Source organism: Mesorhizobium sp. U510 (assembly GCF_059180695.1).
In genome coordinates this window covers 97,311-118,667 of record NZ_CP180532.1, presented here as the reverse complement: position 1 = coordinate 118,667, position 21,357 = coordinate 97,311, and the positions used below count along the sequence as shown (strand labels likewise).

The following is a 21,357-nucleotide window of genomic DNA, read 5'->3' as shown; positions in this document are numbered from 1 at the left end:
GAAACGGGACGTTTCGCCCGTGGAGACGTTGAGAGATATGAACAAGGTCGATCGCGACATCGCCAACCTGCCCGACACGACGGTGTCGGTGAAGGACAAATTCGGCTTCGACTCCAAGATGGTGGTGCCGGCCTATTCGGTGACATCGGAACATGTGCCTGACGTCGATCCGGACTATCTGTTCGACAAGGCAACGACGCTGGCGATCCTGGCGGGCTTTGCCTACAACCGCCGCGTCATGGTGTCGGGCTATCACGGCACCGGCAAGTCGACGCATATCGAACAGGTCGCCGCCCGTCTCAATTGGCCCTGCGTGCGCGTCAATCTCGACAGCCATGTCAGCCGTATCGACCTCGTCGGCAAAGACGCGATCGTCGTCAAGGACGGGCTGCAGATCACCGAATTCCGCGACGGCATCCTGCCCTGGGCCTACCAGCACAATGTCGCGCTCTGCTTCGACGAATACGATGCCGGCCGTCCGGACGTGATGTTCGTCATCCAGCGCGTGCTGGAATCGTCGGGCCGGCTGACGCTGCTCGACCAGAGCCGGGTCATCCGTCCGCATCCGGCGTTCCGGCTGTTCTCGACCGCTAACACGGTCGGCCTCGGCGACACGACCGGCCTCTATCACGGCACGCAGCAGATCAACCAGGCGCAGATGGACCGCTGGTCGATCGTCACCACGCTGAACTATCTGCCGCACGACAATGAAGTGAACATCGTGCTGGCCAAGGCCAAGCACTATCGCGACAACAAGGGCAAGGACATCGTCAACAAGATGGTGCGCGTCGCCGACATGACGCGTTCGGCCTTCATCAATGGCGATCTGTCGACCGTGATGAGCCCGCGTACCGTCATCACCTGGGCGGAAAATGCCGAGATCTTCGGCAATATCGGCATGGCGTTCCGGCTGACCTTCCTCAACAAATGCGACGAGCTGGAGCGTTCGGTGGTGGCCGAATTCTACCAGCGCGCCTTTGGCGAGGATCTGCCCGAGAGCGCCGCCAACGTGGTGCTGGGCTAAGCAGAGCCTCGATGGCGGGTCCGGGCGACAACACGCGCAACAAGTCGAAGACGGGGTCTGAAGCCGACAGCTTCAAGCGCGCCGTCACCGTCTGCATGCGCGCCATTGCCGGCGACAAGGACATGGAAGTCGGCTTCGCCAAGGACAGGCCGGCGCTCGCCGGCAGCCGGGCGCGCTTGCCCGAACTGCCGAAGAAGGCCTCCAAGACCGATATTGCGATTACTCGCGGCCTCGGCGATTCCATGGCGCTGAAGCGCGCCTGCCATGATGCGCGCATCCACACCAAGCTGGCGCCGGAAGGCAAGGCGGCGCGCGCCATCTATGACGCGGTCGAGCAGGCCCGCGTCGAGGCGATCGGTAGCCGCGCCATGCAGGGCGTCGCCGACAATATCGGCTCGATGCTGGAGGACAAATACGCCAAGGCCAATCTTGTCGACGTCAAGGACAAGGCCGACGCGCCGATCGAGGAAGCGCTGGCGCTGATGGTGCGCGAGAAGCTGACCGGCCGGGCGGTCCCCAAGAGCGGCGAGCGGCTGGTCGAGCTCTGGCGGCCCTGGGTCGAGGAAAAGGCCAAGGCCGATCTCGACGGCCTGTCGGCCAAGCTTGACGACCAGCAGGCCTTTGCCCGCGTCGTGCGCGAAATGCTCGCCTCCATGGAGATGGCCGAGGAACTCGGCGACGACCAGGAGACGGAAGATTCCGAGGACAATGACGACAACCAGCCGCAAGGCGAGGAGCAGAGCGAGGAGGGCGGGGAAGAGGATTCCGGCTCCGAGCAGTCGCAGTCCGAGGACGCCGAGGCTTCGGCTGATGACGAGCAGTCGTCCGAAACGGAGGCGTCCGACGCCACCGCCGACGATCTGTCCGATGACGACGACGCCGATGCCGAGACGCCCGGCGAGGCTCGCCGCAACGACAATCCCTTCACCAATCTGCCGAAGGAAATCGACTACAAGGTCTTCACCACTGCTTTCGACGAGACGGTCGGTGCCGAAGAGCTGTGCGAGGAGGAAGAACTCGACCGGCTGCGCGCCTTCCTCGACAAGCAACTGGCCAATCTGTCGGGCGTGGTCGGGCGATTGGCCAACCGGCTGCAGCGCCGGCTGATGGCGCAGCAGAACCGGTCCTGGGATTTCGACCTGGAGGAGGGTTACCTCGACCCGGCGCGGCTGGTGCGCGTCGTCATCGACCCGATGCAGCCGCTGTCCTTCAAGCAGGAACGCGACACCAAATTCCGCGACACGGTGGTGACGCTGGTGCTCGACAATTCGGGCTCAATGCGCGGCCGGCCGATCACGGTCGCCGCCACCTGCGCCGACATCCTCGCACGCACGCTGGAGCGCTGCGGCGTCTCGGTCGAGATCCTCGGCTTCACCACGCGGGCCTGGAAAGGCGGGCAAGCGCGCGAAAAATGGCTGAAGGACGGCAAGCCGCCGAGCCCCGGCCGGCTCAACGATCTGCGCCACATCATCTACAAATCCGCCGACCACCCGTGGCGGCGGGCACGGCGCAATCTCGGCCTGATGATGCGCGAAGGCCTGCTCAAGGAGAACATCGACGGCGAGGCGCTGCTGTGGGCGCACAACCGCCTGATCGCCCGGCCCGAACAGCGCAAGATCCTGATGATGATTTCGGATGGCGCGCCGGTCGACGATTTAACGCTTTCGGTCAATCCGGGCAATTATCTCGAACGCCATTTGCGCGCCGTCATCGAGCTGATCGAGACGCGCTCGCCGGTGGAACTGCTGGCCATCGGCATCGGCCATGACGTCACGCGCTACTACAGGCGCGCCGTCACCATCGTCGATGCCGAGGAACTGGCCGGCGCCATGACCGAGCAACTGGCCTCGCTGTTTGCCGAGGAAAGCGCACGCGACACGCGGCGCGGCGGCATGCGGCGCGCCGGATGATCTTTTCGCGCGGGGGGGTTCGGCAAACGCTCTTCGCCGCCATCGCCCTGTTCGCCGGCGTGGCGTCCGCGCCAGTTCGTTCGGCCGGCTCGGCGCCGGTTTATCCCATCGAGGTTTCGTCCCGCCCGATCACCGAATTCCGCATTGGCCGGACCGACACGCAGTTCGGTTCACTCGAATTCGTCGGCGGGCTGGAAATGACCTCGAAATCGCGCGATTTCGGCGCGCTGTCGGCCTTCCGCTTTCTGAAAGCGGGCAGCGATTTCATCGGCGTGGCCGACACCGGCTACTGGTTCTTCGGCACGGTGGCCCGCGACGCCGACAGGCGGCCGGTGGGCATCCAGAACTTCCGCATGCAGCAGATGGTCGACCAGAGCGGCCAGCGGATCGACGAGAAATGGGAGGTCGATGCCGAAGGACTCGCGGTCAAGGATGGCATCGCCACGGTCGGTTTCGAACGCAATCACCGCGTTGCCCAGTTCAGGATCGACCCGGAGAACATGAAGGCGCCGTACCGGCAGCTGGATTTCCTGGTGCCGGCGCGCGAGCTGCGCCAGAATCGCGGCTTCGAGACCGTCACCCATGCCAATGCCAACGGCCAGCATCAGGGCGGCCTGGTCGTGGTGTCGGAGAAAAGCCTCGACAAATCAGGCAACATCTATGCCGCCATCATCGAAGGGCCGCACAAGGGCGTCTTCACCGTCAAGCGCAACGGCGATTTCGACATCACCGACGGCGCCTTCCTGCCGGACGGCGACCTTTTGCTGCTGGAGCGCAGTTTCACCATGGCGGGCGGGCTCAAGATGCGGCTGCGGCGCATCTACGGCGAGAGTGTCGAGAAGGGCGCCGTCGCCGACGGGCCGGTGCTGCTGGACGCCGACATGGGCTACCAGATCGACAATATGGAAGGGCTCGACGTCTGGACGCGCGACGACGGCGCGGTGATGGTGTCGCTGATCTCCGACGACAACCACTCGATCCTGCAGCGCAACCTCTATTTGGAATTCGTCCTGCACCAGGATTGAGTGACGCTTCAGCCGCGAACCCAACGGCGGGTTCGATCTGGTCGGGCGCCTTCCCCCACTCCGTCTCGGCTTCGCCGAGCCACCTCTCCCTCCTCTGGAGGGAGAGGTGGGGAGCCAGCCTGTGCACGCTCGCGCCTCTCCTCTACCCCGTCGATCGGGGGAGAGGTGGCGCTGCGAAGCAGCGACGGAGTGGGGGTCGACCCATCCCTCGATCTACGTTCGCCAAAATACTTTAGTCCAGACTCGACAATTGTCGCCTCCGCCACAATACTCAAGTCCATGCTTAACTATTCCGAGATCGACAGCATCCTCCGCGCTCTTGTCGAGCCAACGCGTCGCCAGATCCTGGAACGGTTGAGCCGCGGACCGGCCAGCGTCAGCCAACTGGCGGAGCCTTTCGGCATGACCTTCGCCGCCGTCTTGCAGCATCTGCAGGTGCTGGAGGCCTGCGGGCTGATCCGCAGCGAAAAGATCGGGCGGGTGCGAACCTGCCGGATCGAACCGGGCGGGCTCGCTCCGCTCGCCGACTGGATCACCGAACGCCGCATACCGGCGGAACGCCACCTCGACCGACTTGGTGAGATTCTGGCCGAGACTGACCAACCATCCCCGAAAGTTCAAGATCAGGAAAAGGACGAGCAGACATGAACCAGATCGCCCCTGTGAAAGACGAGCATTCCGTCATCCATTCCACATTCACCATCGAGCGCACGTACCCGCAATCGCCAGATCGCGTCTTCCATGCCTTCGCCGATAAGGCGACGGTGCGGCGTTGGCGGGTCGACGGCGATGGTTTTGCCGTCGCCGAATTCAGCTTCGATTTCCGTGTCGGCGGTGGCGAGGTTTCACGCTTCAGCTATGGCGGCGGCCCGGAGATCAGGCTCGACGCGCAGTTCCAGGACATCGTTCCCGATCAGCGCATCGTGTTTTCCTACCGGATGGCAATCGGGCCGCAGCCAATGTCGGCATCGCTGACCACGGTTGAGCTGACACAATCGGGTGATGGCACAAGGCTGACCTATACCGAGCAGGGCGCCTTCTTCGATGGTGTCGATTCCGCCAAAGGGCGGGAGGAGGGGACGCGCGGGCTGCTGGAGGCGCTTGCCGCGGAACTCCAGAGGTCAAAAGCCTAACACTGCCCGACGACGGCTTCGGTCAGACGCCGTTGGTGGCGATCCAGATGACATGGCGCGCGCCGCGCTTGCCGTTGGCGCGCGTGTTGACCTCCTCGACGGCGAAGCCCGCCTGTTTCAGCCGCCGCGTGAAGCCGCTGTCCGGCCCTTGCGACCACACCGCCAGCACGCCGCCCGGCTTAAGGGCGGTGCGTGCGGCGCCGAGGCCCGCGAGGCTGTAGAGAGCGTCATTGCCCTTGTGGACGATGCCTTCGGGGCCGTTGTCGACGTCGAGCAGGATGGCGTCCCAGGCCGCGGACCCAGACCGGATCAATTGCCCGACATCGGTCTCCTGGATGGCGACGCGGGGGTCGTCGAGACAGCCGCCAAACACCTCCGCCATCGGGCCGCGTGCCCAGGCGACGACCGCCGGCACCAGTTCCGCAACAACGATGCCGGCATCCTCGCCGAGTTCGGCCAGAGCGGCGCGCAGCGTGAATCCCATGCCGAGGCCGCCGATCAGGATCCTCGGCTGGCGATGGCCCGCAATCCTTTGGCAGGACAGTTTCGCCAGCGCTTGCTCGGAGCCGCTGAGGCGGCTGTTCATCAGCTCGTTGGTGCCGAGCATGATCGAGAATTCGCTGCCGCGCCGCTTGAGGCGAAGTTCCTGGGCGCCATCCCCGGTCTTTGCCGAATCGAGATGGACCCAGGGGATCATGGTTTAGACGGCCAGCGCCGGCTGGCTCCAGCGAGCGGCGAGCAGCCGGTAGGGGATGAGCGCGACCACCGCGATGATCAGCTTCACCGCGAGATCGCCCAGCGCCCAAGAAACCCAGCGCATGGCCTCGACATGGAAGACGCCCATCAGCGGCGCCGTCTCGAGCGCGAAACGGTCGTTGGGGCCTGCAAAAGCGAAAGCGGCCGAGAAAGCGACGGTGAAGAACACCATGGTGTCGAAGACCGATCCGACCAGCGTGCCGACGATCGGCGCCCGCCACCAGCTCTGCCGGCGCAGCCGGTTGAACACGGTGACGTCGAGCAGTTGCGCGCACAGGAACGCCGCGCCTGAAGCGGCAGCGATGCGTACCAGCCGGTCGGCCGCCGTTTCGAATTCGATCAGGCCATGGCGGAACAGGAAGGGCGGGACGAGGATCGAGCAGACCACCGCCGTCATGAAGCCGACAAAGACGATCCGGCGCGCCACGGCAGGGCCATAGCGGCGGTTGGCGAGGTCGGTGACCAGGAAGGAGAAGGGATAAGTGAAAGCGCCCCAGGTGAGCAGGTCGGCCAGAGACAGGCCGCCGATCTGCCCCTGCATCGGGAACTGCACGAGGATGTTCGACGCCACGACAACAAGCGCCATGGCGGCCACGAAGGGCAGATATCGCGAGAAGGAAGTCATTTTTTTATCCTGGGTAATGGAACCAGCGGAGCATCATGCCCATCGGGGCCGTGCTCGCTTCGTAGTCGAGCACCGGATTGTCGAACCCTTGCGGATCCATCCGATGCTCCAGGCCAACAAGTTGGCCTGGGCGGTCCCCCGCCTTTATCCGATGTTAGGCAGCGACCTGTTCGGCCAGCTTCTTGGCGATCTGCTTCTTCAGCAGGCGCGCGCGCTGCGACAGTTCCTTGACGTCGGCCTTGGCCAGGAAGGCGTCGAGGCCGCCGCGATGTTCCACCGAACGCAGCGCGTTGGCCGAAATGCGCAGGCGCACATTCTGATTCAGCGCTTCCGAGATCAGCGTCACATTGACGAGATTCGGCAGGAAGCGACGCTTGGTCTTGTTGTTGGCGTGGCTCACATTGTTGCCGGTCTGGACTGCCTTGGCAGTGAGTTCGCAGGTGCGGGACATAATTCTAACCTTCAATTCTCTCGGGACCTGCCAAACCTTTGTGCCCACGCCGGGTGGCGCGCGGTTCTGGTCAGGCGGCCTTATGGAAAAAGTTGGCGTTCCATAGTTGCATTTCAGCGGGGCGTCAAGCTCCGGCTTCGCCACGGAAGCGCCCGGCATTTCATATTAAGGCCGGATTTCATCCTATAAGCGATCTCATAGGGACACGCCAGACCGGGGTCGCCCGCCTCCGGCCGAAAATCAAGGATCCGATCCCGCATGCTTCGTTTGTCTCACGCGCTTGTTGCCGCGCTTGCCGTCGCCTTGCCGTCCGCCGCGTCGGCTGCCTCGCCGCAGTCTTTCAAGGGCGAGTACACGGTGTCATTTCTTGGTCTCTCGATCGCGAGATCGACCTTCTCAAGCCACTATGAGAACGGCGCTTATGCGATCGACGGCACTGTCAGCGCCGCCGGACTGGCCAAACTGTTCGACGACACGCGCGGCACGATCTCATCCAAGGGCACGATTTCCGGCAAGAAAATGGTGCCCCAGGCGTTCCGCGCCGATTATACCTCGGGCAAGAAGGTGTCGGCGATCGACATTCGCTTTGCCAATGGCGCCGTCACCTCGACGCAGGTCATCCCGGCGCCGGGCCAGCGCGACCCCAACGACTGGGTGCCGATCGGTGCCGGCGACCTGGCATCGGTGCTCGATCCGATGGCGGCGACCGTCATCCATGCCGACAGCCTCGACCAGGTCTGCGGCCGCACGGTGAAATTCTATGACGGCGAGATGCGCGCCAACCTGACGCTGACCTACGCTTCGAAAGGCACGATCTCGGTGCCTGGCTACAAGGGCGACACCATCACCTGCCGGATGGGCTTCGAGCCGGTGGCCGGCTATCGCAAGGGCCGCAAGGCGCTGGAGTTCCTGAAGAACAGAAGCCGGATGATGGTGACGTTTGCACCGCTCGGCCAAACCGGCGTATATGCGCCGATCCACGCTACGGTAGGGACCCAGATCGGTCCGCTGACCATAAGCGCGAGACGGTTCGAAGCAGTCGAGTAATCTTACGCAATTTCGGGACGACCACCACCACGCGGTTTCCAGAGATTGTGGTGGGCGCCGCAGTGCGCCGTCGGGGGCAGGAATGGCGCGCGCAACACTGATCGGTTTTTCAGCGGTCGCCATGTGGGCGCTTCTGGCGCTTCTCACCGATGCCTCCGGCAAGGTGCCGCCGTTCCTTTTGTCGGCGATCACCTTCTCGATCGGCACCGGCGTCGGCCTTGTCGCGCGGCTGTTCATGCCGGCCGCCGAGAAGAGCCCGAAAATACCGCCGCAGGTCTGGGTGATCGGTATCGCCGGCCTGTTCGGCTACCACTTTTTCTATTTCACCGCGCTGCGCAACGCGCCGGCGGTGGAGGCGAGCTTGATCGCCTATCTGTGGCCCCTGCTGATCGTGCTCGGCTCCGCGCTGATGCCGGGCGAAAAACTGGCGTGGAACCATGTCGTCGGCGCGTTGCTCGGTCTGGCCGGCACGGTGCTGATCGTCACCAAGGGCGGCGGGCTGGCCTTCGATGCGCGCTACACCTTCGGTTACGCCATGGCTGCCGTTTGCGCCCTGCTCTGGTCGTCCTATTCGCTTTTGTCGCGGCGCTTTCCTTCGGTGCCGACCAGCATCGTCACCTGGTTCTGCGCGGCGACCGCCGTGCTGTCCCTCGGCTGCCATCTGGCGCTGGAACAGACATTGTTGCCAAATGGTGCAGGCCAGTGGCTGGCCGTGCTCGGGCTTGGCCTGATGCCGGTGGGTGCGGCCTTCTATGCCTGGGACATCGGCGTCAAGCGCGGCAACATTCAGGTGCTGGGCGCCGCAAGCTACGCGGCGCCGCTGCTCTCGACGCTGGTGCTGATTGTGGCCGGCGTCGCCGAGCCGTCGCTGCGCATCCTCGCCGCTTGCGTGCTCATCACCGGCGGCGCGGCCTTGGCGGCGAAGTCGCTGTTCCTGCGCAAGCCGGCCGCCGCCGAGACCGAAGCCACGGCATCCGAAAGCGGAGCCGCGGCATGACCATGCCGTTTGCCGGCGGCATCGACGCCAATTCCAATGCGACGCTGATCTTCTCGCTGGTGGCGGCGGTGATCTACGCCTTCACGCTGGGCATGCCGCAGAGCCTTGCCCGCTCCGCGGCTAAGACGCTCGCGGTGGCGATGCTGGCCGTGCTTTCGGCGCTGCAAGGCGGCCCGCTGTTGTTGGTCGCGGCGCTTGCGCTCAGCGCGGTGGGAGACGCGTTCCTGTCGCGCGACGGCGAAAAGGCATTTCTCGGTGGGCTCGCAAGTTTCCTTGTCGCCCACATCGTCTACATCGCGCTGTTCCTGCGCAGCGGCGGCGGGTTGGGGCTGCTTGGCGCCGAGCCCTGGCGCGGGGCGATCGCGCTGGCACTGGCGGTGTTCGCCATCGTCATGCTGGCCGCGCTCTGGCGTCGTGTCGGCCCCGGCCTGCGTGTGCCGATCGCCATCTATGTCGTGGCGATCCTGGCGATGGGCATGGCGGCGCTGACCACCAACAGCGCCTGGGTCATCGGCGGCGCGGTGCTGTTCATGGCATCGGACGGACTGCTGGCCACCGAGAAATTCCTGGTGGCGGCCATCTCGCCGCATCGCGCCTGGATGCGTTTGGCCGTCTGGGTGCTGTATTACGCGGCCCAGCTTGCGATTACGCTTGGCTTCCTGCTGGGTTAGGATTCCAGCCCGGCTCGGCCAGTTCGAAGGCGGCAAAATCAAAGCCCGGCGCGACGGTACAGCCGACCAGCGTCCATTCGCCCAGGCTGCGCGCCGATTGCCACCAGCCCGCCGGCACGACGATCTGTGGCCGTTCGCCGGCCGCGAGTTCGATGCCGAGCACCTGCTCAATGAACTGGCTGCCCTCTGGGCCGCCTTCTTCCCACATCGACAGCGCCAGCGGCGCGCCGGCATGGAAATGCCAGACCTCGGCTGCATCCTTGACCCGATGCCAGGCCGAAAGCTGGTGCTGTTCCAGCAGGAAATAGATGGCGGTCGAATGGCCGCGCGCTCCGCCGGCCTCGTCACGAAAGGTTTCCGCGTACCAGCCGCCTTCCGGATGCGGCTTCAGTGCGAGTGTCGCGATGATTTCTGCTGCGCTGGTCATCGGTCGCAGGGCTCAGAAATTGTCCTTGCGCTTGCGGATCTCGGCGAACACCTCGGCATCCCCAGCCTTTTCCATACCGAGATGCTTGCGGATTGCCGGATCGTGCCAGCGCAGGAAAGGATTGGTCGACAGTTCCTCGCCGATCGTCGTCGGCAGTGTCGGCTTGTTGTCGACCCGCAGTGCCTCGATCCTTGCGGCGCGCTCCTTCAATGCCGAATTGGTCGGGTCGACGGTCAGCGCGAAACGGGCGTTGGCAAGCGTGTATTCATGGCCGCAATAGATCGTCGTCGCGGCGGGAAGGGCTGCGAGTTTCTTCAGCGATTCATACATCACCGGCGGCTTGCATTCGAACAGCCGCCCACAGCCGAGCGCGAACAGCGTGTCGGCGGTGAACGCCACCTGCGATGCCGGCAGATGATAGGAGACATGGCCGGCGGTATGGCCGGGTGTGGCGATCACCTCGATGCGCTCGTCGCCGAGATGTAGCACGGAGCCGCCCTCGACGGTTTCGTCGATGCCGGGAATCTTGGCCTTTTCCGCCTCCGGGCCGACGATGCGCAGCTTGTAGCGTTCCTTCAGCGCCAGATTGGCCTCGACGTGGTCCATATGATGATGCGTGGTCAGGATCATCGTCGGCGTCCAGCCGGTGCGCTTGATCGCGGCCAGGATCGGCGCTTCCTCGGGCGCGTCGATGATCGCCGTCTGCCCGCTTTTGGGGTCATGCACCAGCACGCCGAAATTGTCCGTGCGGCACATGAATTGTTCGATTTCGACCGCCATCGCGTCTCTCCTTTTGTCGCCGCAGACATAGGGCGCCGGAGGGCGGATGTCATCTACGGGATGACCGAATGTCATTCCCGGGAGGACAAATGCCATCGCAATGTGTCGACCGCCTCAGGGCCTTTTGTTGAAACCGGCCGATATCACGGCTACATCCCTGACATGCATTCCGACATCGTCGACCTTCGCTCCTTCTATTCGACAACGCTTGGCCGGTTCGCCGAGCGTTCGATCACCATGGCGCTGTCGTCGATATGGGCCGCTGTCCCCAATGAACGGCTGGTCGGCCTTGGCTATACCTTGCCGTGGCTGGAGCGTTTCGGCTCCGATGCGGAGCGGGTCTTCGCCTTCATGCCGGCAACGCAGGGCGCCGTGGTGTGGCCCGCGACGGGGCCGACGGCGACCGCTTTGGTCTTTGATGAGGAACTGCCGCTGGTCGATTCCTGCATCGACCGCATGCTGCTCGTCCATTCGCTCGAACATGTCGAAAATCCGCGCGAGACGCTCAACGAGATCTGGCGGGTGCTGTCGCCCGCGGGGCGCGTCGTCATCGTCGTGCCCAACCGGCGCGGTGTCTGGGCGCGCTTCGAGCACACACCGTTCGGCAATGGCCGGCCGTTCTCGCGCGGCCAGCTGACGGAACTGCTGCGCGAGGCGAATTTCACGCCCGCCGCCTGGTCCGATGCGCTGTTCTTCCCGCCATCGCGGCGGCGCTTCATGATGCGCTTCCACAATGTGCTGGAGCGCGCCGGCCGGCGGCTGTGGCCGATCTTTTCCGGCGTCATCGTCGTCGAGGCGCAGAAGCGGCTCTATCAGGGCGTGCCGGTCGCCCAGCGCGCCTCGCGCCGCGTCTTCGTGCCGGTGCTGTCGCCACACGGCGCGACACGACTCGGCCGCCGGGCCGAGGCGGCCGGCGCGGCCATGCCGTCTCGCCAGGTGAAACCTTCGTGATCGTGCTAGAAACGCGCGCGGCGCGTCCCTCCTCGACCTATCTGTCGTGGTGAACTCGCAGCCTGCCTGATATGCGGATGCCGTCATCATCCGGTTTCAGCATCGCACCTGAACGCAAGGACCTCTGACATGGCTGATCAACTTGACAATCAGGCCACCGTTCAGCCGGTCGCCGTCGAAGCCAGCAGCCTGCGTGATCAGGTTGCGACGATCAGACGGGCGCTGGTGGTGTCGCCGGTTCGCAAATGGCTGCTGTGGACGTCGGTCGGCATCATGGCCGTCATCATCGCGACCTCGATCGGCCAGGTCCTGCTCAACCGCTGGAACCAGCCCTTCTACGATGCGCTGGCGCGCCGCGACATGGCGGCTTTCCTGCACCAGCTCCTTGTCTTTGCGATGATCGCCGGCGGGCTGCTGGTGCTCAATATCGGCCAGACGTGGCTCAACCAGATGATCCGGCTGAAGTTGCGCGAGGCGCTGACGCTCGACCTGATCGACCAGTGGATGCGGCCGGTGCGCGCCTTCCGGCTGGCCAATGCCGGCGCCATCGGCGTCAATCCCGACCAGCGCATGCAGCAGGATGCGGCGCATCTGTCCGACCTGTCGACCGATCTCGGCGTCGGGCTTTTGCAGTCGCTCATCCTGCTCGTGTCCTTCGTCGGCGTGCTGTGGGAACTGTCTTCGGGCTTCGTCTTCCACATCAATGGCTGGTCGCTGGCCATACCGGGCTACATGGTCTGGGCGGCGTTCCTCTATGCCGGCACCGCCTCCTGGCTGAGCTGGCTGGTCGGGCGGCCGCTCATCAAGCTGAACAGCGACCGCTACACACGGGAGGCGGAGCTGCGCTCCTCGATGGTGCGCGTCAACGAGAATGTCGATGCCATCGCGCTGTACCATGGCGAGGCCGACGCCAAGCAGCGGCTCGAACTCGACCTCGGCACGGTGCTGGGCGCCATGCGGCGCATCTATACCGCGCAGATCAACCTGTCCTGGGTGACCGATACCTATGGCTGGATTACCGTCGTGGCGCCGATCCTGGTTGCCTCGCCCGTCTATTTCTCGGGCGATATCAGCTTTGGCGGGCTGATGATGGCGGTCGGTGCCTTCAACCAGGTCCATTCCTCGTTGCGCTGGTTCATCAACAATATCGGCAGCATCGCCGATTGGCGCGCCACGCTGATGCGTGTCGCCGACTTCCGCATCGCGCTCGATGAAACCGACGTGCTGCACGACACCGAAAGGCGTATCACCTTCGATCAGAACGCCAATGGCAGCCTGACGTTCGAGAAGCTGCAGGTGGCCTCGCCGGAGGGCTGCACAAAACTCTCCGACCAGCATGTCGAAATCCGCGCCGGCGATCGCGTGATGATCACCGGCGAACCCGGCGCCGGCAAGACGCTGTTCTTCCGCGCCATTGCCGGGCTTTGGCCCTGGGGCAGCGGAAAAATCGGCCTGCCGGCCGGAGAAACCCTCATCTTCGTGCCGCGCGTGCCGTATTTGCCGGCCGGCACGTTGCGCGAGGTGCTCAATCACGCCAACGGGCATGCGCCCGCGAGTGACGCCGAGATTGTGGCGGTACTGGCCGAAATTGGTCTGGAACGGCTGTCGTCCTCGCTCGACCGCGTCGGGCGCTGGGACCATGAATTGGGCGATGACGAACAGCGCTTGCTGGGCGTGGCCAGGCTCGCCTTGCGGCAGCCGAAATGGGTGATCATCGACGAAGCCATGGATGCATTCGACGGCCCCTCGCTGCGACGTGTGCTGGCGATGCTGGAAAAGCATCTGAAGGGCGCCACGATCATCAACATCGGGCGCGGGCAGCACAATATCCAATTCTTTCCGCGCGGCCTGACGATCGTCAAGGATTCCGGTGCGCCAGCGCTGAAGCCCGCCCACGTCAGGGCCGGCGCCATCGATCCGCCGCCGGTCGCGGTCCGCCGCAAGAAATAGGACCGCTTTCCCGCACTCTCGCAGCAAGCTTTATTTCGCCGCGATCGCGAAGGAAGATTTCCCCGAGAAACAAAACTTGGCGGTGGCGATGCTTGATGCTCTGCGCCTGCTTGCCTGTCTTGCCTGTGTCCAGCCAACGCCCGTTGCCTCGCCATCAGGTGCGCTGGCTGTTGACGTCGAATTGGTGTTGGCGGTCGATATATCCCTGTCGATGGACGAGAAGGAATTCGCCCTGCAACGCGCCGGCTATGTCGAGGCGCTGCGCCATCCCGACTTCATCCAGGCCGTCCGCTCCGGCAATACCGGCCGCATCGCGATTGCCTATTTCGAATGGGCCGGCACGGTGCGCGACGACGCGGTCATCGATTGGCAGATCATCGATGGCGCGCAAAGCGCCAACAGCTTTGCCGACAAGGTGGCGGCGCGCCCGTTCCGGAGTTTTCGCGGTACCTCGATTTCCACGGCAATTGCCTTCGGCACAGAGCTGTTCGGCAGGACGAATTTCGCCGGTGAGCGCAGCGTCATCGACATGTCGGGCGATGGCCCCAACAATATCGGGCCGCCGGTCACCGCGACGCGCGATGCGGCAACCGCAAAAGGCATCGTCATCAACGGCCTGCCGATCCTGATCAATCCATCGCCCACCTTCAAGCATCTCGACCAGTATTATGCGCAGTGCGTGACCGGCGGACCCGGCTCATTCGTGCTGCCCATCTACTCGGCTGCCGAATTTTCCACCGCCATCCGGCGCAAGCTGATCCTCGAGGTGAGCGGCATTCAGGACAAGGCCAGCATCATCCCGGTCGATGCGGACGCGCCGATCGACTGCCTGCAAGGCGAACGCGACAGGCGGTTCCTGTCGGATCCGTATTTTCCGGAACTCGACCGGTGAAATTGCGCAAGAGCACCTGCGGCCGGCCGTCGAAGGCACCGATTCCATTACCTCGGGCGTAATCGCTTTGCGTCAGGCATTCCGGCAGATTTGCCCTTGCGAGGCCGGTTGGTCGGTCTCGATGCAAAGGGAGTTACGTCATGACCGCTTACGCCATCGCCCATATGCGCCAAGTCACGATGGGGCCGCAGATCGTCGAGTATCTGCACAAGATCGATGCCACGCTGGAACCGTTTGGAGGCCGTTTCCTGGTGCATGGCGGCGATGTGGAGGTGATCGAGAACGACTGGCCGGGCAACCTCATCATCATCGAATTTCCCGACCGGCAGCATGTGCGCGAGTGGTATGCTTCGCCCGCCTATCAGGCAATATTGGCCTTGCGCACGGAGAACTCCCAATCCGATGTGGTGTTTGCCGACGGCGTCGAACATCCGCACAAGGCGACGGATGTCCTGGGCTAGACGTGCCTTATCGTTTCAGCAGGAACACCGCCTGCTGGCCAAAGAAGTTCCAGAACCACCAGGGCATGGACAGGCCGATCTTCTGGCCGGCGGCGTCGAGCGCGGTTGCCTTTTCCACCGTCGCGCCAAGCTCTTCGCACAAATTGACGAAGTCGCGGATGGTGCAGAAGTGGATGTTGGGGGTGTCGTACCAGGAATAGGGCAGGTCCTGGGTCACCGGCATGCGGCCCTTGACGAACAGCGACAGACGCACCCGCCAATGGCCGAAATTGGGGAAGGAGACGATCGCCCGGTTGCCGATGCGGAGCAACTCGTCGAGCACCAGCTTCGGGTTGCGCGTCGCCTGCAAGGTCTGCGACAGGACGACGAAGTCAAAACCCTTGTCGGGATAGAATTCGAGATCCTTGTCGGCATCGCCCTGGATGACGGAGAGGCCGCGCGCCACGCATTCGTTGACGCCGCGCTGCGACAGTTCCAGTCCGCGGCCGTCGACCTGCTTGGTGTCCTGCAGCAATTCAAGCAGCGAGCCGTCGCCCGAACCAACATCGAGCACGCGGGACTGCGGTGGGATCAGATTGGCGACGACCTCGAGGTCGACGCGCTGGCTGCCGTTGACGCTCATGATGTCGTCTCCTTTGCGGCGCATGATCCCGATCCCGAAAGTCTGGAACTTTCCGGGGTCATGCGCTTAGCCCTCTCGCCCGCGCTGCGGAGCCGATGAAGCCGTTGATGGCGGCGAACAGTTCCGGCTCGTCGAGCAGGAAGGCATCGTGGCCACGGTCGGTCTCGATCTCGACGAAGGACACGGACGCGCCGGCCGCGTTGAGCGCGTGCACGATCGAGCGGCTCTCTTCGGTCGGAAACAACCAATCCGAGGTGAAGGACACCAGGCAGAAGCGGGTTTTGGTGCCGGCAAAGGCATCCGCCAGCCGCCCGCCATGATCGGCGGCGAGGTCGAAATAGTCCATCGACCGCGTCATGTAGAGATAGGAATTGGCGTCGAAGCGGTCGACGAAGGTCATGCCCTGGTGGCGCAGATAGCTTTCGATCTGGAAGTCGGCGTCGAAGCCGAAGGTCAGCGCCTCGCGATCCTGCAGATTGCGGCCGAATTTCCGGTGCAGGGCGGCTTCCGACAGATAGGTTATGTGGGCGGCCATGCGCGCTACCGCCAACCCCTTTTCCGGGCGTTTGCCGTTTTCGAAATATTTGCCGCCGTGCCAGTCCGGATCGGCCATCACGGCCTGCCGGCCGACCTCATGGAAGGCAATGTTCTGCGAGGAATGGCGCGCACCGGTGGCGATCGGCAGCGCCGAAAAGACACGCTCCGGATAGCTCGACGCCCATTCCAGCACCTGCATGCCGCCCATCGAGCCGCCGAGCACGCAGAACAGTTTCTCGATGCCGAAATGGTCGATCAGCATCTGCTGCGCCCGCACCATGTCGCGGATGGTGATGACCGGCAGGTCGAGCCCATAGGGCTTGCCGGTGGCGGGGTTGGTCGATGCCGGGCCGGTTGAACCCAGGCAGCCTCCGATGACGTTGGAGCAGATGACGAAGAAACGGTTGGTGTCGATGATCTTGCCGGGGCCGATCAGCACTTCCCACCAGCCCGGCTTGCCGGTCACCGGATTGGTGTTGGCGACATGCTGGTCGCCGGTCAGAGCATGGCAGACGAGGATGGCATTGGAGCGGGCATCGTTCAGCGTGCCGTAGGTCTGGTAGGCGATCTGGAACGGCGATAGCAGCGTGCCGGCGTCGAGCTTGAGCGGCTTGTCCGCCCCGAAGCGCAAAACCGGGCTCGACGGCTGGTCGGCCTCGTTGTTGGTCTTTCCTGCGCGCAGAGCGGCCATTCTTGTCTCACCTGCTGCATCATATCAGGCGAAAAATCGCCGTCGATGCGTCCATCCGGCCGGCCGCGGACAATAAAAAACCGGCATTGCCTTCGCAAAGCCGGTTACGTCACGCAAACGGCCCTTTAGCGAATTGTTTAACGTGGCTGCAAGCCGACCGGCCAAATCACCACGGAACTGTTGCTGCCCTTCTAGAACTCGCCCGCGCTGCCGTCAATGCCGACATCTGGGCCGACATGGGCCGACATCTGGGCCGGCTGCTGGCATCACTGCCACCTCTCGACATTATCGGCCACGGCTTGTATTTCCGCTGCGGCCTCCGGATCGAGGCATTTTCGATGGATTTTGCAAAAATGAACCAGACACCGGATCAGGCACGTCCAACCCCGCGCGCGGGTATCATGGACATCGACGCCTATGTGCCGGGCAAGAGCGCCGCACCCGCCGGTGTCGCCAAGGTCTACAAGCTATCGTCCAACGAGAACCCGCTTGGCCCGTCGCCGAAGGCGATCGAAGCCGCGCGTGAAGTCGCCGCCAGGCTCGACATCTATCCCGACGGTACCGCCAGGCGGCTGCGCGAGGCGATCGCGGAAGTGCATGGCCTCAACGCGCAGAACATCATCTGCTCCAACGGCTCCGACGAGATCCTTGGCCTGCTGGCGCAGACCTATCTGGCGCCCGGCGACGAGGCGATATTCACCGAACACGCCTTCATGGTCTACAAGATCTACATCCAGTCGGCCGGGGCTGCGCCGATCGCGGTCAAGGAGACCGATGAGCGGGCCGACATCGATGCGATACTGGCGGCCGTCACGCTGCGAACCAAGATCGTGTTCCTTGCCAATCCCAACAATCCTACCGGCACCTATGTGCCGTTCCAGGAGGTGCGCCGCCTGCATGCCGGCCTGCCCAGACATGTGCTGCTGGTGCTCGACGCGGCATATGCCGAATATGTCCGCCGCAACGACTATGAGGCCGGCATCGAACTGGTTGGCAGCGCCGAGAATGTGGTCATGACCCGCACCTTCTCCAAGATCGGCCTCGGTGGCGCGCGGATCGGCTGGATGTATGCGCCCATGCACATCGTCGATGCGATCAACCGCGTGCGCGGTCCCTTCAACGTCAATGCGACGGCGATCGAGGCCGGCATCGCGGCAATCCGCGACCGCGCCCATGTCGAGCGCAGCGTGGCGCATAACGAGACCTGGCTGACCTGGCTGAGCCAGGAGATGACTGGGCTCGGGCTGCGGGTGACGCCCAGCGTCGGCAATTTCCTGCTCATTCACTTTCCCGATGATCAAAAGCATTCGGCGGCCGCGGCGGACGACTATCTGACCGCGCGCGGCTATATATTGCGGCGCGTTTCCGGCTACGGCTTCCCCAACGCGGTGCGCATGACCGTCGGCACGGAAGAGGCCAATCGCGGCGTCGTCGCCGCGCTCACGACATTCCTGAAAAGCTAGAACGCCCGAAAAGCAGGAACACCATGACATCACCGATGTTTGAAAAGATCGCGCTGGTCGGCATCGGCCTGATCGGCTCGTCGCTGGCCCGCGTCATCCGACGCGAGGGTCTTGCCGGCCACGTTGCCATCTCGACCCGCAGCGCCGCGACGCTGAAGCGGGCGGAAGAGCTTGGACTGGGCGATTCCTACACGACCGACGCGAAGGAAGCGGTCCGCAATGCCGACCTGGTCATCGTCTCGGTGCCGGTCGGCTCGTCCGGTGCGGTGGCTGAGGAGATCGCGCCGGCGTTGAAGAAGGGCGCCATCCTCACCGATGTCGGCTCGACCAAGGCGTCGGTCATCGCCCAGATGCAGCCGCATGTGCCTGATGGCGTTCATTTCATTCCCGGCCATCCGCTGGCGGGCACGGAAAAATCCGGCCCGGATGCCGGTTTCGCCGATCTGTTCGACAATCGCTGGTGCATCTTCACGCCGTTGCCAGGCTCCGATCCGGACGCGCTTGAGAGGCTGTCGGAATTCTGGCGCCGTTGCGGCGCCAACATCGACACGATGGATCCCCAGCATCACGATATGACGCTCGCCATCGTCTCGCATCTGCCGCACATCATCGCCTACAACATCGTCGGCACCGCCGACGATCTGGAATCGGTGACCAAGACGGAAGTCATCAAATATTCCGCCTCCGGCTTTCGCGACTTCACGCGTCTGGCCGCCTCCGACCCGACCATGTGGCGGGACGTCTGCCTGCACAACAAGGACGCCATTCTCGAAATGCTGGCGCGGTTCTCGGAAGATCTGGCATTCCTGCAGCGGGCGATCCGCTGGGGCGATGGCGACAAATTGTTCGACCTGTTCACCCGCACTCGGGCGGTACGCCGCTCGATCATCGAGGCCGGCCAGGATATCGACGTGCCGGATTTCGGCCGCCAGGCGGTCGAGCACCCGTCGAAGAACTAGGCTGTTTCGGGCCAGGTCGCCGCGACCATGGCCAGCGTCTCGGCCCGATCCGGCGCGCCGAGCCTGCCGCCAAAGCGCAGGCATTTGAGCGCGGCGGCGGCACTTGCAAAGCGCAAGGCCTGCTCGACCGGCATGGCCTCCGTCAGTCCGACAGCAAGGGCGCCGTGAAAGACGTCGCCGGCGGCTAGCGTGTCAACCGCCTTGATCTTCGGTGCCGCGACATGACGGGATGATCCCGCCGCGCGATCGAACCACCAGGTGCCTGCCGCGCCGCCGGTGACGGCGACGAACGCATCGGTGCGGGAAGCCATGTCGGTGCAAGCGCTCGCCAGATCCAGCGCCTGGCCGCAGATGATGCGGACGGCGGGCTCCGAGGCGACGATGTGCGAAGCCAGCGGCAACAGTTGCTCCAACACCGCCAGCGGGGCTGTGTCGGCATCGAGGATTGCCGGCCGGCCTGCCGCGCGCGCTGCCTTGAGGGCAAGCGCCGCGGCACCCGGCCAGCGCACGTCCACCAGCACGGCATCGAATGCCGTGATGTCGGCGAAAGGCAATGCCTCTGGATCGGCCTGGGCCAGGCTGTCATAGAAAGGCACGATGATGCGCTCGCCATGCGCGTCGACCAGGATCGAGGCCAATGCCGAGCGGGCGCCGCCGACGCGGCGGACATAGCCGCAGTCGACACCCTCGGCCTCGATCCCGGCGATCAGCTGATCGCCAATGAGGTCGTCGCCGGCGCTTGCCCATAGCGACACCTCGGCGCCCAGGCGATGCGCGGCGCAGGCGGCACTGGTGGCCATGCCCGAGGCGATCTGCACACCGTCGGCGGCGATGAACTTGCCCTGGTGCGTGGGCAGCGTCTCGACACGCAGGATGGTGTCGAGCGTCAGCGCGCCGACGCTGAGGAGCCTCGGTGGGCTTGTCATGGGCGCGCTATTGCACCGGCTTGATCTTGCCGAGCGGGATGAAGCCGAGCGAGGCCTTGCCCTTGACCACTTTCAGCGGCATCGACGGTTCGCTGCCGAGCATGGCGAGCGCGGCAAAACCCTGTTCGATCGCGTTCTTCTGCTCGGGTATGGCGCCGGCCAGAATGGCCGCCACGGCCTTGGGATCCTTGATCCTGATCATCAGATCGGCGTCGACCAGGCCTTCGGCGTCGACCGACAGCGGCCCGGAAACGGTGACCCGCGCCGTGCCCGACGACAAATCGAGGTTGCGGATCTCTACCCTTTGGCCGCGAAGGCTCGTCACCTGCGTTCCGATAAGCGCGACACCATTCTTCAGCGTGGCGTCGCCGCTGGCATCGAGCGCCGGCAGCACGCGGCCGCCGATCGCATCCGGGTCGATCTCCAGATCGGTGAAGCTGCCGGCATAATCGACGTCCTGACCGTTCGGCTGCAGCTGGCCGGCCGCCCTGCCGGCGCTGAACAGTTCCACCGGGTCGGTGTCGTCGGCCGGGTCGGTCTGGCCCGACAGGCCTTCCGCCTGCAGCGCAACGCGCTGCGGCAGCGGCCATGAAAGCTTGACCTTGGCCTGCAGATTGTCCCAGTCGATCCACAGCGGCACCATGCCGGGGACGGAGGTCCTGAGCGGACCGCGCAGATCGGCGACCGGCGACAAGGGCTGGATGATCTGGGCGACGGCATTGAAGGAGCCGGCCGAGGCTGCGATGTTCTTGGCATCGTCCTCATACGCCAGATTGTCGCAGGAGACGGTAAAGCTCAGGGGATAGCCGCTGACCTGGAGATTGGCGCAGCCGGCATTGATGCCGCTCTTGTTGAGCGTGGCGACCGCCTTGTCGGCCTCGACCCTGACCCTGTTGGCCAGATAGAACCAGCCGCCGCTGTAGATGGCGAACAACACAACGATGAACGCCACAAGCCAGAACAGGCCGCGGCGGGACTTTGGTTGGCGTTCGTCACTTGACGTCATGCTTTGGCTCTCATTAACCCACGGTGTTGGTGGACGAACCTTCGATTCCAACA

General features: G+C 64.2%; 23 protein-coding genes and 1 riboswitch. Of the genes, 14 read left to right on the top strand and 9 right to left on the bottom strand.

The genetic code is table 11. The features are described 5' to 3' along the window. The first annotated feature begins 37 nt into the window (after positions 1-37). From cobS to ACLGL5_RS02360, 5 genes are all read left to right on the top strand, one after another. Positions 38-1,024 (top strand): cobaltochelatase subunit CobS, encoded by a 987-nt coding sequence (gene cobS / locus ACLGL5_RS02380; RefSeq protein ID WP_027047444.1) that lies wholly within the window; start codon positions 38-40, stop codon positions 1,022-1,024. 11 nt (positions 1,025-1,035) lie between these two features. Beyond that, entirely contained in the window at positions 1,036-2,934 is a 1,899-nt protein-coding gene (gene cobT, locus ACLGL5_RS02375) for a cobaltochelatase subunit CobT (protein ID WP_494372861.1), read from the top strand. Next, the gene (locus tag ACLGL5_RS02370; RefSeq protein ID WP_069090258.1) at positions 2,931-3,959 is read left to right on the top strand and encodes an esterase-like activity of phytase family protein; all 1,029 of its coding nucleotides are present in this window, start codon (positions 2,931-2,933) and stop codon (positions 3,957-3,959) included. Before cobT ends, ACLGL5_RS02370 begins: the two co-directional genes overlap by 4 nt. A gap of 279 nt (positions 3,960-4,238) precedes the next feature. After that, positions 4,239-4,607 (top strand): ArsR/SmtB family transcription factor, encoded by a 369-nt coding sequence (locus tag ACLGL5_RS02365; RefSeq protein ID WP_069090257.1) that lies wholly within the window; start codon positions 4,239-4,241, stop codon positions 4,605-4,607. Further along, complete coding sequence (locus tag ACLGL5_RS02360; RefSeq protein WP_019861448.1) at positions 4,604-5,092, top strand: SRPBCC family protein; 489 nt, start codon at positions 4,604-4,606, stop codon at positions 5,090-5,092. Before ACLGL5_RS02365 ends, ACLGL5_RS02360 begins: the two co-directional genes overlap by 4 nt. A 22-nt stretch (positions 5,093-5,114) precedes the next feature. Here the strand turns inward: ACLGL5_RS02360 and ACLGL5_RS02355 are convergent, their stop codons facing one another. The 3 genes from ACLGL5_RS02355 to rpmB all read right to left on the bottom strand — a co-directional run bounded on the left by ACLGL5_RS02355 (position 5,115) and on the right by rpmB (position 6,924). Further along, on the bottom strand, positions 5,115-5,789 hold the full coding sequence (locus tag ACLGL5_RS02355; RefSeq protein ID WP_069090256.1) for a spermidine synthase: 675 nt from the start codon (positions 5,787-5,789) through the stop codon (positions 5,115-5,117). 3 nt (positions 5,790-5,792) lie between these two features. Next, entirely contained in the window at positions 5,793-6,473 is a 681-nt protein-coding gene (locus ACLGL5_RS02350) for a queuosine precursor transporter (protein WP_069090255.1), read from the bottom strand. Positions 6,474-6,627: 154 nt separating this feature from the next. Further along, positions 6,628-6,924 (bottom strand): 50S ribosomal protein L28, encoded by a 297-nt coding sequence (rpmB, locus tag ACLGL5_RS02345; protein ID WP_010911765.1) that lies wholly within the window; start codon positions 6,922-6,924, stop codon positions 6,628-6,630. A 258-nt stretch (positions 6,925-7,182) separates the two neighbouring features. Here rpmB and ACLGL5_RS02340 point away from each other — a divergent pair, with 258 nt between their 5' ends. The 3 genes from ACLGL5_RS02340 to ACLGL5_RS02330 all read left to right on the top strand — a co-directional run bounded on the left by ACLGL5_RS02340 (position 7,183) and on the right by ACLGL5_RS02330 (position 9,639). Next, on the top strand, positions 7,183-7,971 hold the full coding sequence (locus ACLGL5_RS02340) for a DUF3108 domain-containing protein (protein WP_069090254.1): 789 nt from the start codon (positions 7,183-7,185) through the stop codon (positions 7,969-7,971). A gap of 82 nt (positions 7,972-8,053) precedes the next feature. After that, a complete protein-coding gene (gene yddG / locus ACLGL5_RS02335; RefSeq protein ID WP_069090253.1) occupies positions 8,054-8,968 on the top strand; it encodes an aromatic amino acid exporter YddG in 915 nt (304 codons plus the stop codon). Then, a complete protein-coding gene (locus ACLGL5_RS02330; protein WP_069090252.1) occupies positions 8,965-9,639 on the top strand; it encodes a lysoplasmalogenase family protein in 675 nt (224 codons plus the stop codon). The genes yddG and ACLGL5_RS02330 overlap by 4 nt, the downstream gene beginning before the upstream one ends. On the opposite strand, the gene ACLGL5_RS02325 is transcribed toward ACLGL5_RS02330, so the two are convergent. After that, positions 9,614-10,066, bottom strand: coding sequence for a cupin domain-containing protein (locus ACLGL5_RS02325; RefSeq protein WP_069090251.1), 453 nt, complete (start codon positions 10,064-10,066; stop codon positions 9,614-9,616). The genes ACLGL5_RS02330 and ACLGL5_RS02325 overlap by 26 nt on opposite strands. A gap of 12 nt (positions 10,067-10,078) precedes the next feature. Continuing rightward, the gene (gloB, locus tag ACLGL5_RS02320) at positions 10,079-10,846 is read right to left on the bottom strand and encodes a hydroxyacylglutathione hydrolase (protein WP_069090250.1); all 768 of its coding nucleotides are present in this window, start codon (positions 10,844-10,846) and stop codon (positions 10,079-10,081) included. Between the two features lie 162 nt (positions 10,847-11,008). Here gloB and ACLGL5_RS02315 point away from each other — a divergent pair, with 162 nt between their 5' ends. The 4 genes from ACLGL5_RS02315 to ACLGL5_RS02300 all read left to right on the top strand — a co-directional run bounded on the left by ACLGL5_RS02315 (position 11,009) and on the right by ACLGL5_RS02300 (position 15,100). Then, complete coding sequence (locus tag ACLGL5_RS02315; protein WP_019861437.1) at positions 11,009-11,797, top strand: class I SAM-dependent methyltransferase; 789 nt, start codon at positions 11,009-11,011, stop codon at positions 11,795-11,797. Positions 11,798-11,926: 129 nt separating this feature from the next. Beyond that, on the top strand, positions 11,927-13,747 hold the full coding sequence (locus tag ACLGL5_RS02310; RefSeq protein WP_038649954.1) for an ABC transporter ATP-binding protein/permease: 1,821 nt from the start codon (positions 11,927-11,929) through the stop codon (positions 13,745-13,747). An 88-nt stretch (positions 13,748-13,835) separates the two neighbouring features. Further along, positions 13,836-14,639, top strand: coding sequence for a DUF1194 domain-containing protein (locus tag ACLGL5_RS02305; RefSeq protein ID WP_064981703.1), 804 nt, complete (start codon positions 13,836-13,838; stop codon positions 14,637-14,639). 140 nt (positions 14,640-14,779) lie between these two features. Continuing rightward, complete coding sequence (locus ACLGL5_RS02300) at positions 14,780-15,100, top strand: DUF1330 domain-containing protein (RefSeq protein ID WP_019861434.1); 321 nt, start codon at positions 14,780-14,782, stop codon at positions 15,098-15,100. Positions 15,101-15,107: 7 nt separating this feature from the next. Here ACLGL5_RS02300 and metW read toward each other — a convergent pair whose 3' ends face one another. Next, complete coding sequence (gene metW, locus ACLGL5_RS02295; protein WP_027047441.1) at positions 15,108-15,722, bottom strand: methionine biosynthesis protein MetW; 615 nt, start codon at positions 15,720-15,722, stop codon at positions 15,108-15,110. Positions 15,723-15,780: 58 nt separating this feature from the next. Then, the gene (gene metX / locus ACLGL5_RS02290; RefSeq protein ID WP_069090249.1) at positions 15,781-16,950 is read right to left on the bottom strand and encodes a homoserine O-acetyltransferase MetX; all 1,170 of its coding nucleotides are present in this window, start codon (positions 16,948-16,950) and stop codon (positions 15,781-15,783) included. 105 nt (positions 16,951-17,055) lie between these two features. Beyond that, positions 17,056-17,133, bottom strand: a riboswitch (SAM riboswitch). 170 nt (positions 17,134-17,303) lie between these two features. Between metX and hisC the strand changes: the two genes are divergently transcribed. Then, complete coding sequence (gene hisC / locus ACLGL5_RS02285) at positions 17,304-18,413, top strand: histidinol-phosphate transaminase (RefSeq protein WP_069093198.1); 1,110 nt, start codon at positions 17,304-17,306, stop codon at positions 18,411-18,413. Positions 18,414-18,436: 23 nt separating this feature from the next. Then, positions 18,437-19,372: a prephenate/arogenate dehydrogenase family protein gene (locus ACLGL5_RS02280; RefSeq protein ID WP_171903223.1), complete on the top strand. Its 936-nt coding sequence runs from the start codon at positions 18,437-18,439 to the stop codon at positions 19,370-19,372. Here the strand turns inward: ACLGL5_RS02280 and ACLGL5_RS02275 are convergent. Together ACLGL5_RS02275 and ACLGL5_RS02270 are read right to left on the bottom strand one after the other, a co-directional pair. Then, positions 19,369-20,298, bottom strand: a complete 930-nt coding sequence (locus tag ACLGL5_RS02275) for a sugar kinase (RefSeq protein ID WP_069090248.1) — start codon at positions 20,296-20,298, stop codon at positions 19,369-19,371. The two genes, ACLGL5_RS02280 and ACLGL5_RS02275, sit on opposite strands and share 4 nt — an antisense overlap. A 7-nt stretch (positions 20,299-20,305) precedes the next feature. Then, positions 20,306-21,304, bottom strand: a complete 999-nt coding sequence (locus tag ACLGL5_RS02270) for a DUF2125 domain-containing protein (RefSeq protein ID WP_027047439.1) — start codon at positions 21,302-21,304, stop codon at positions 20,306-20,308. Positions 21,305-21,357: the final 53 nt, after the last annotated feature.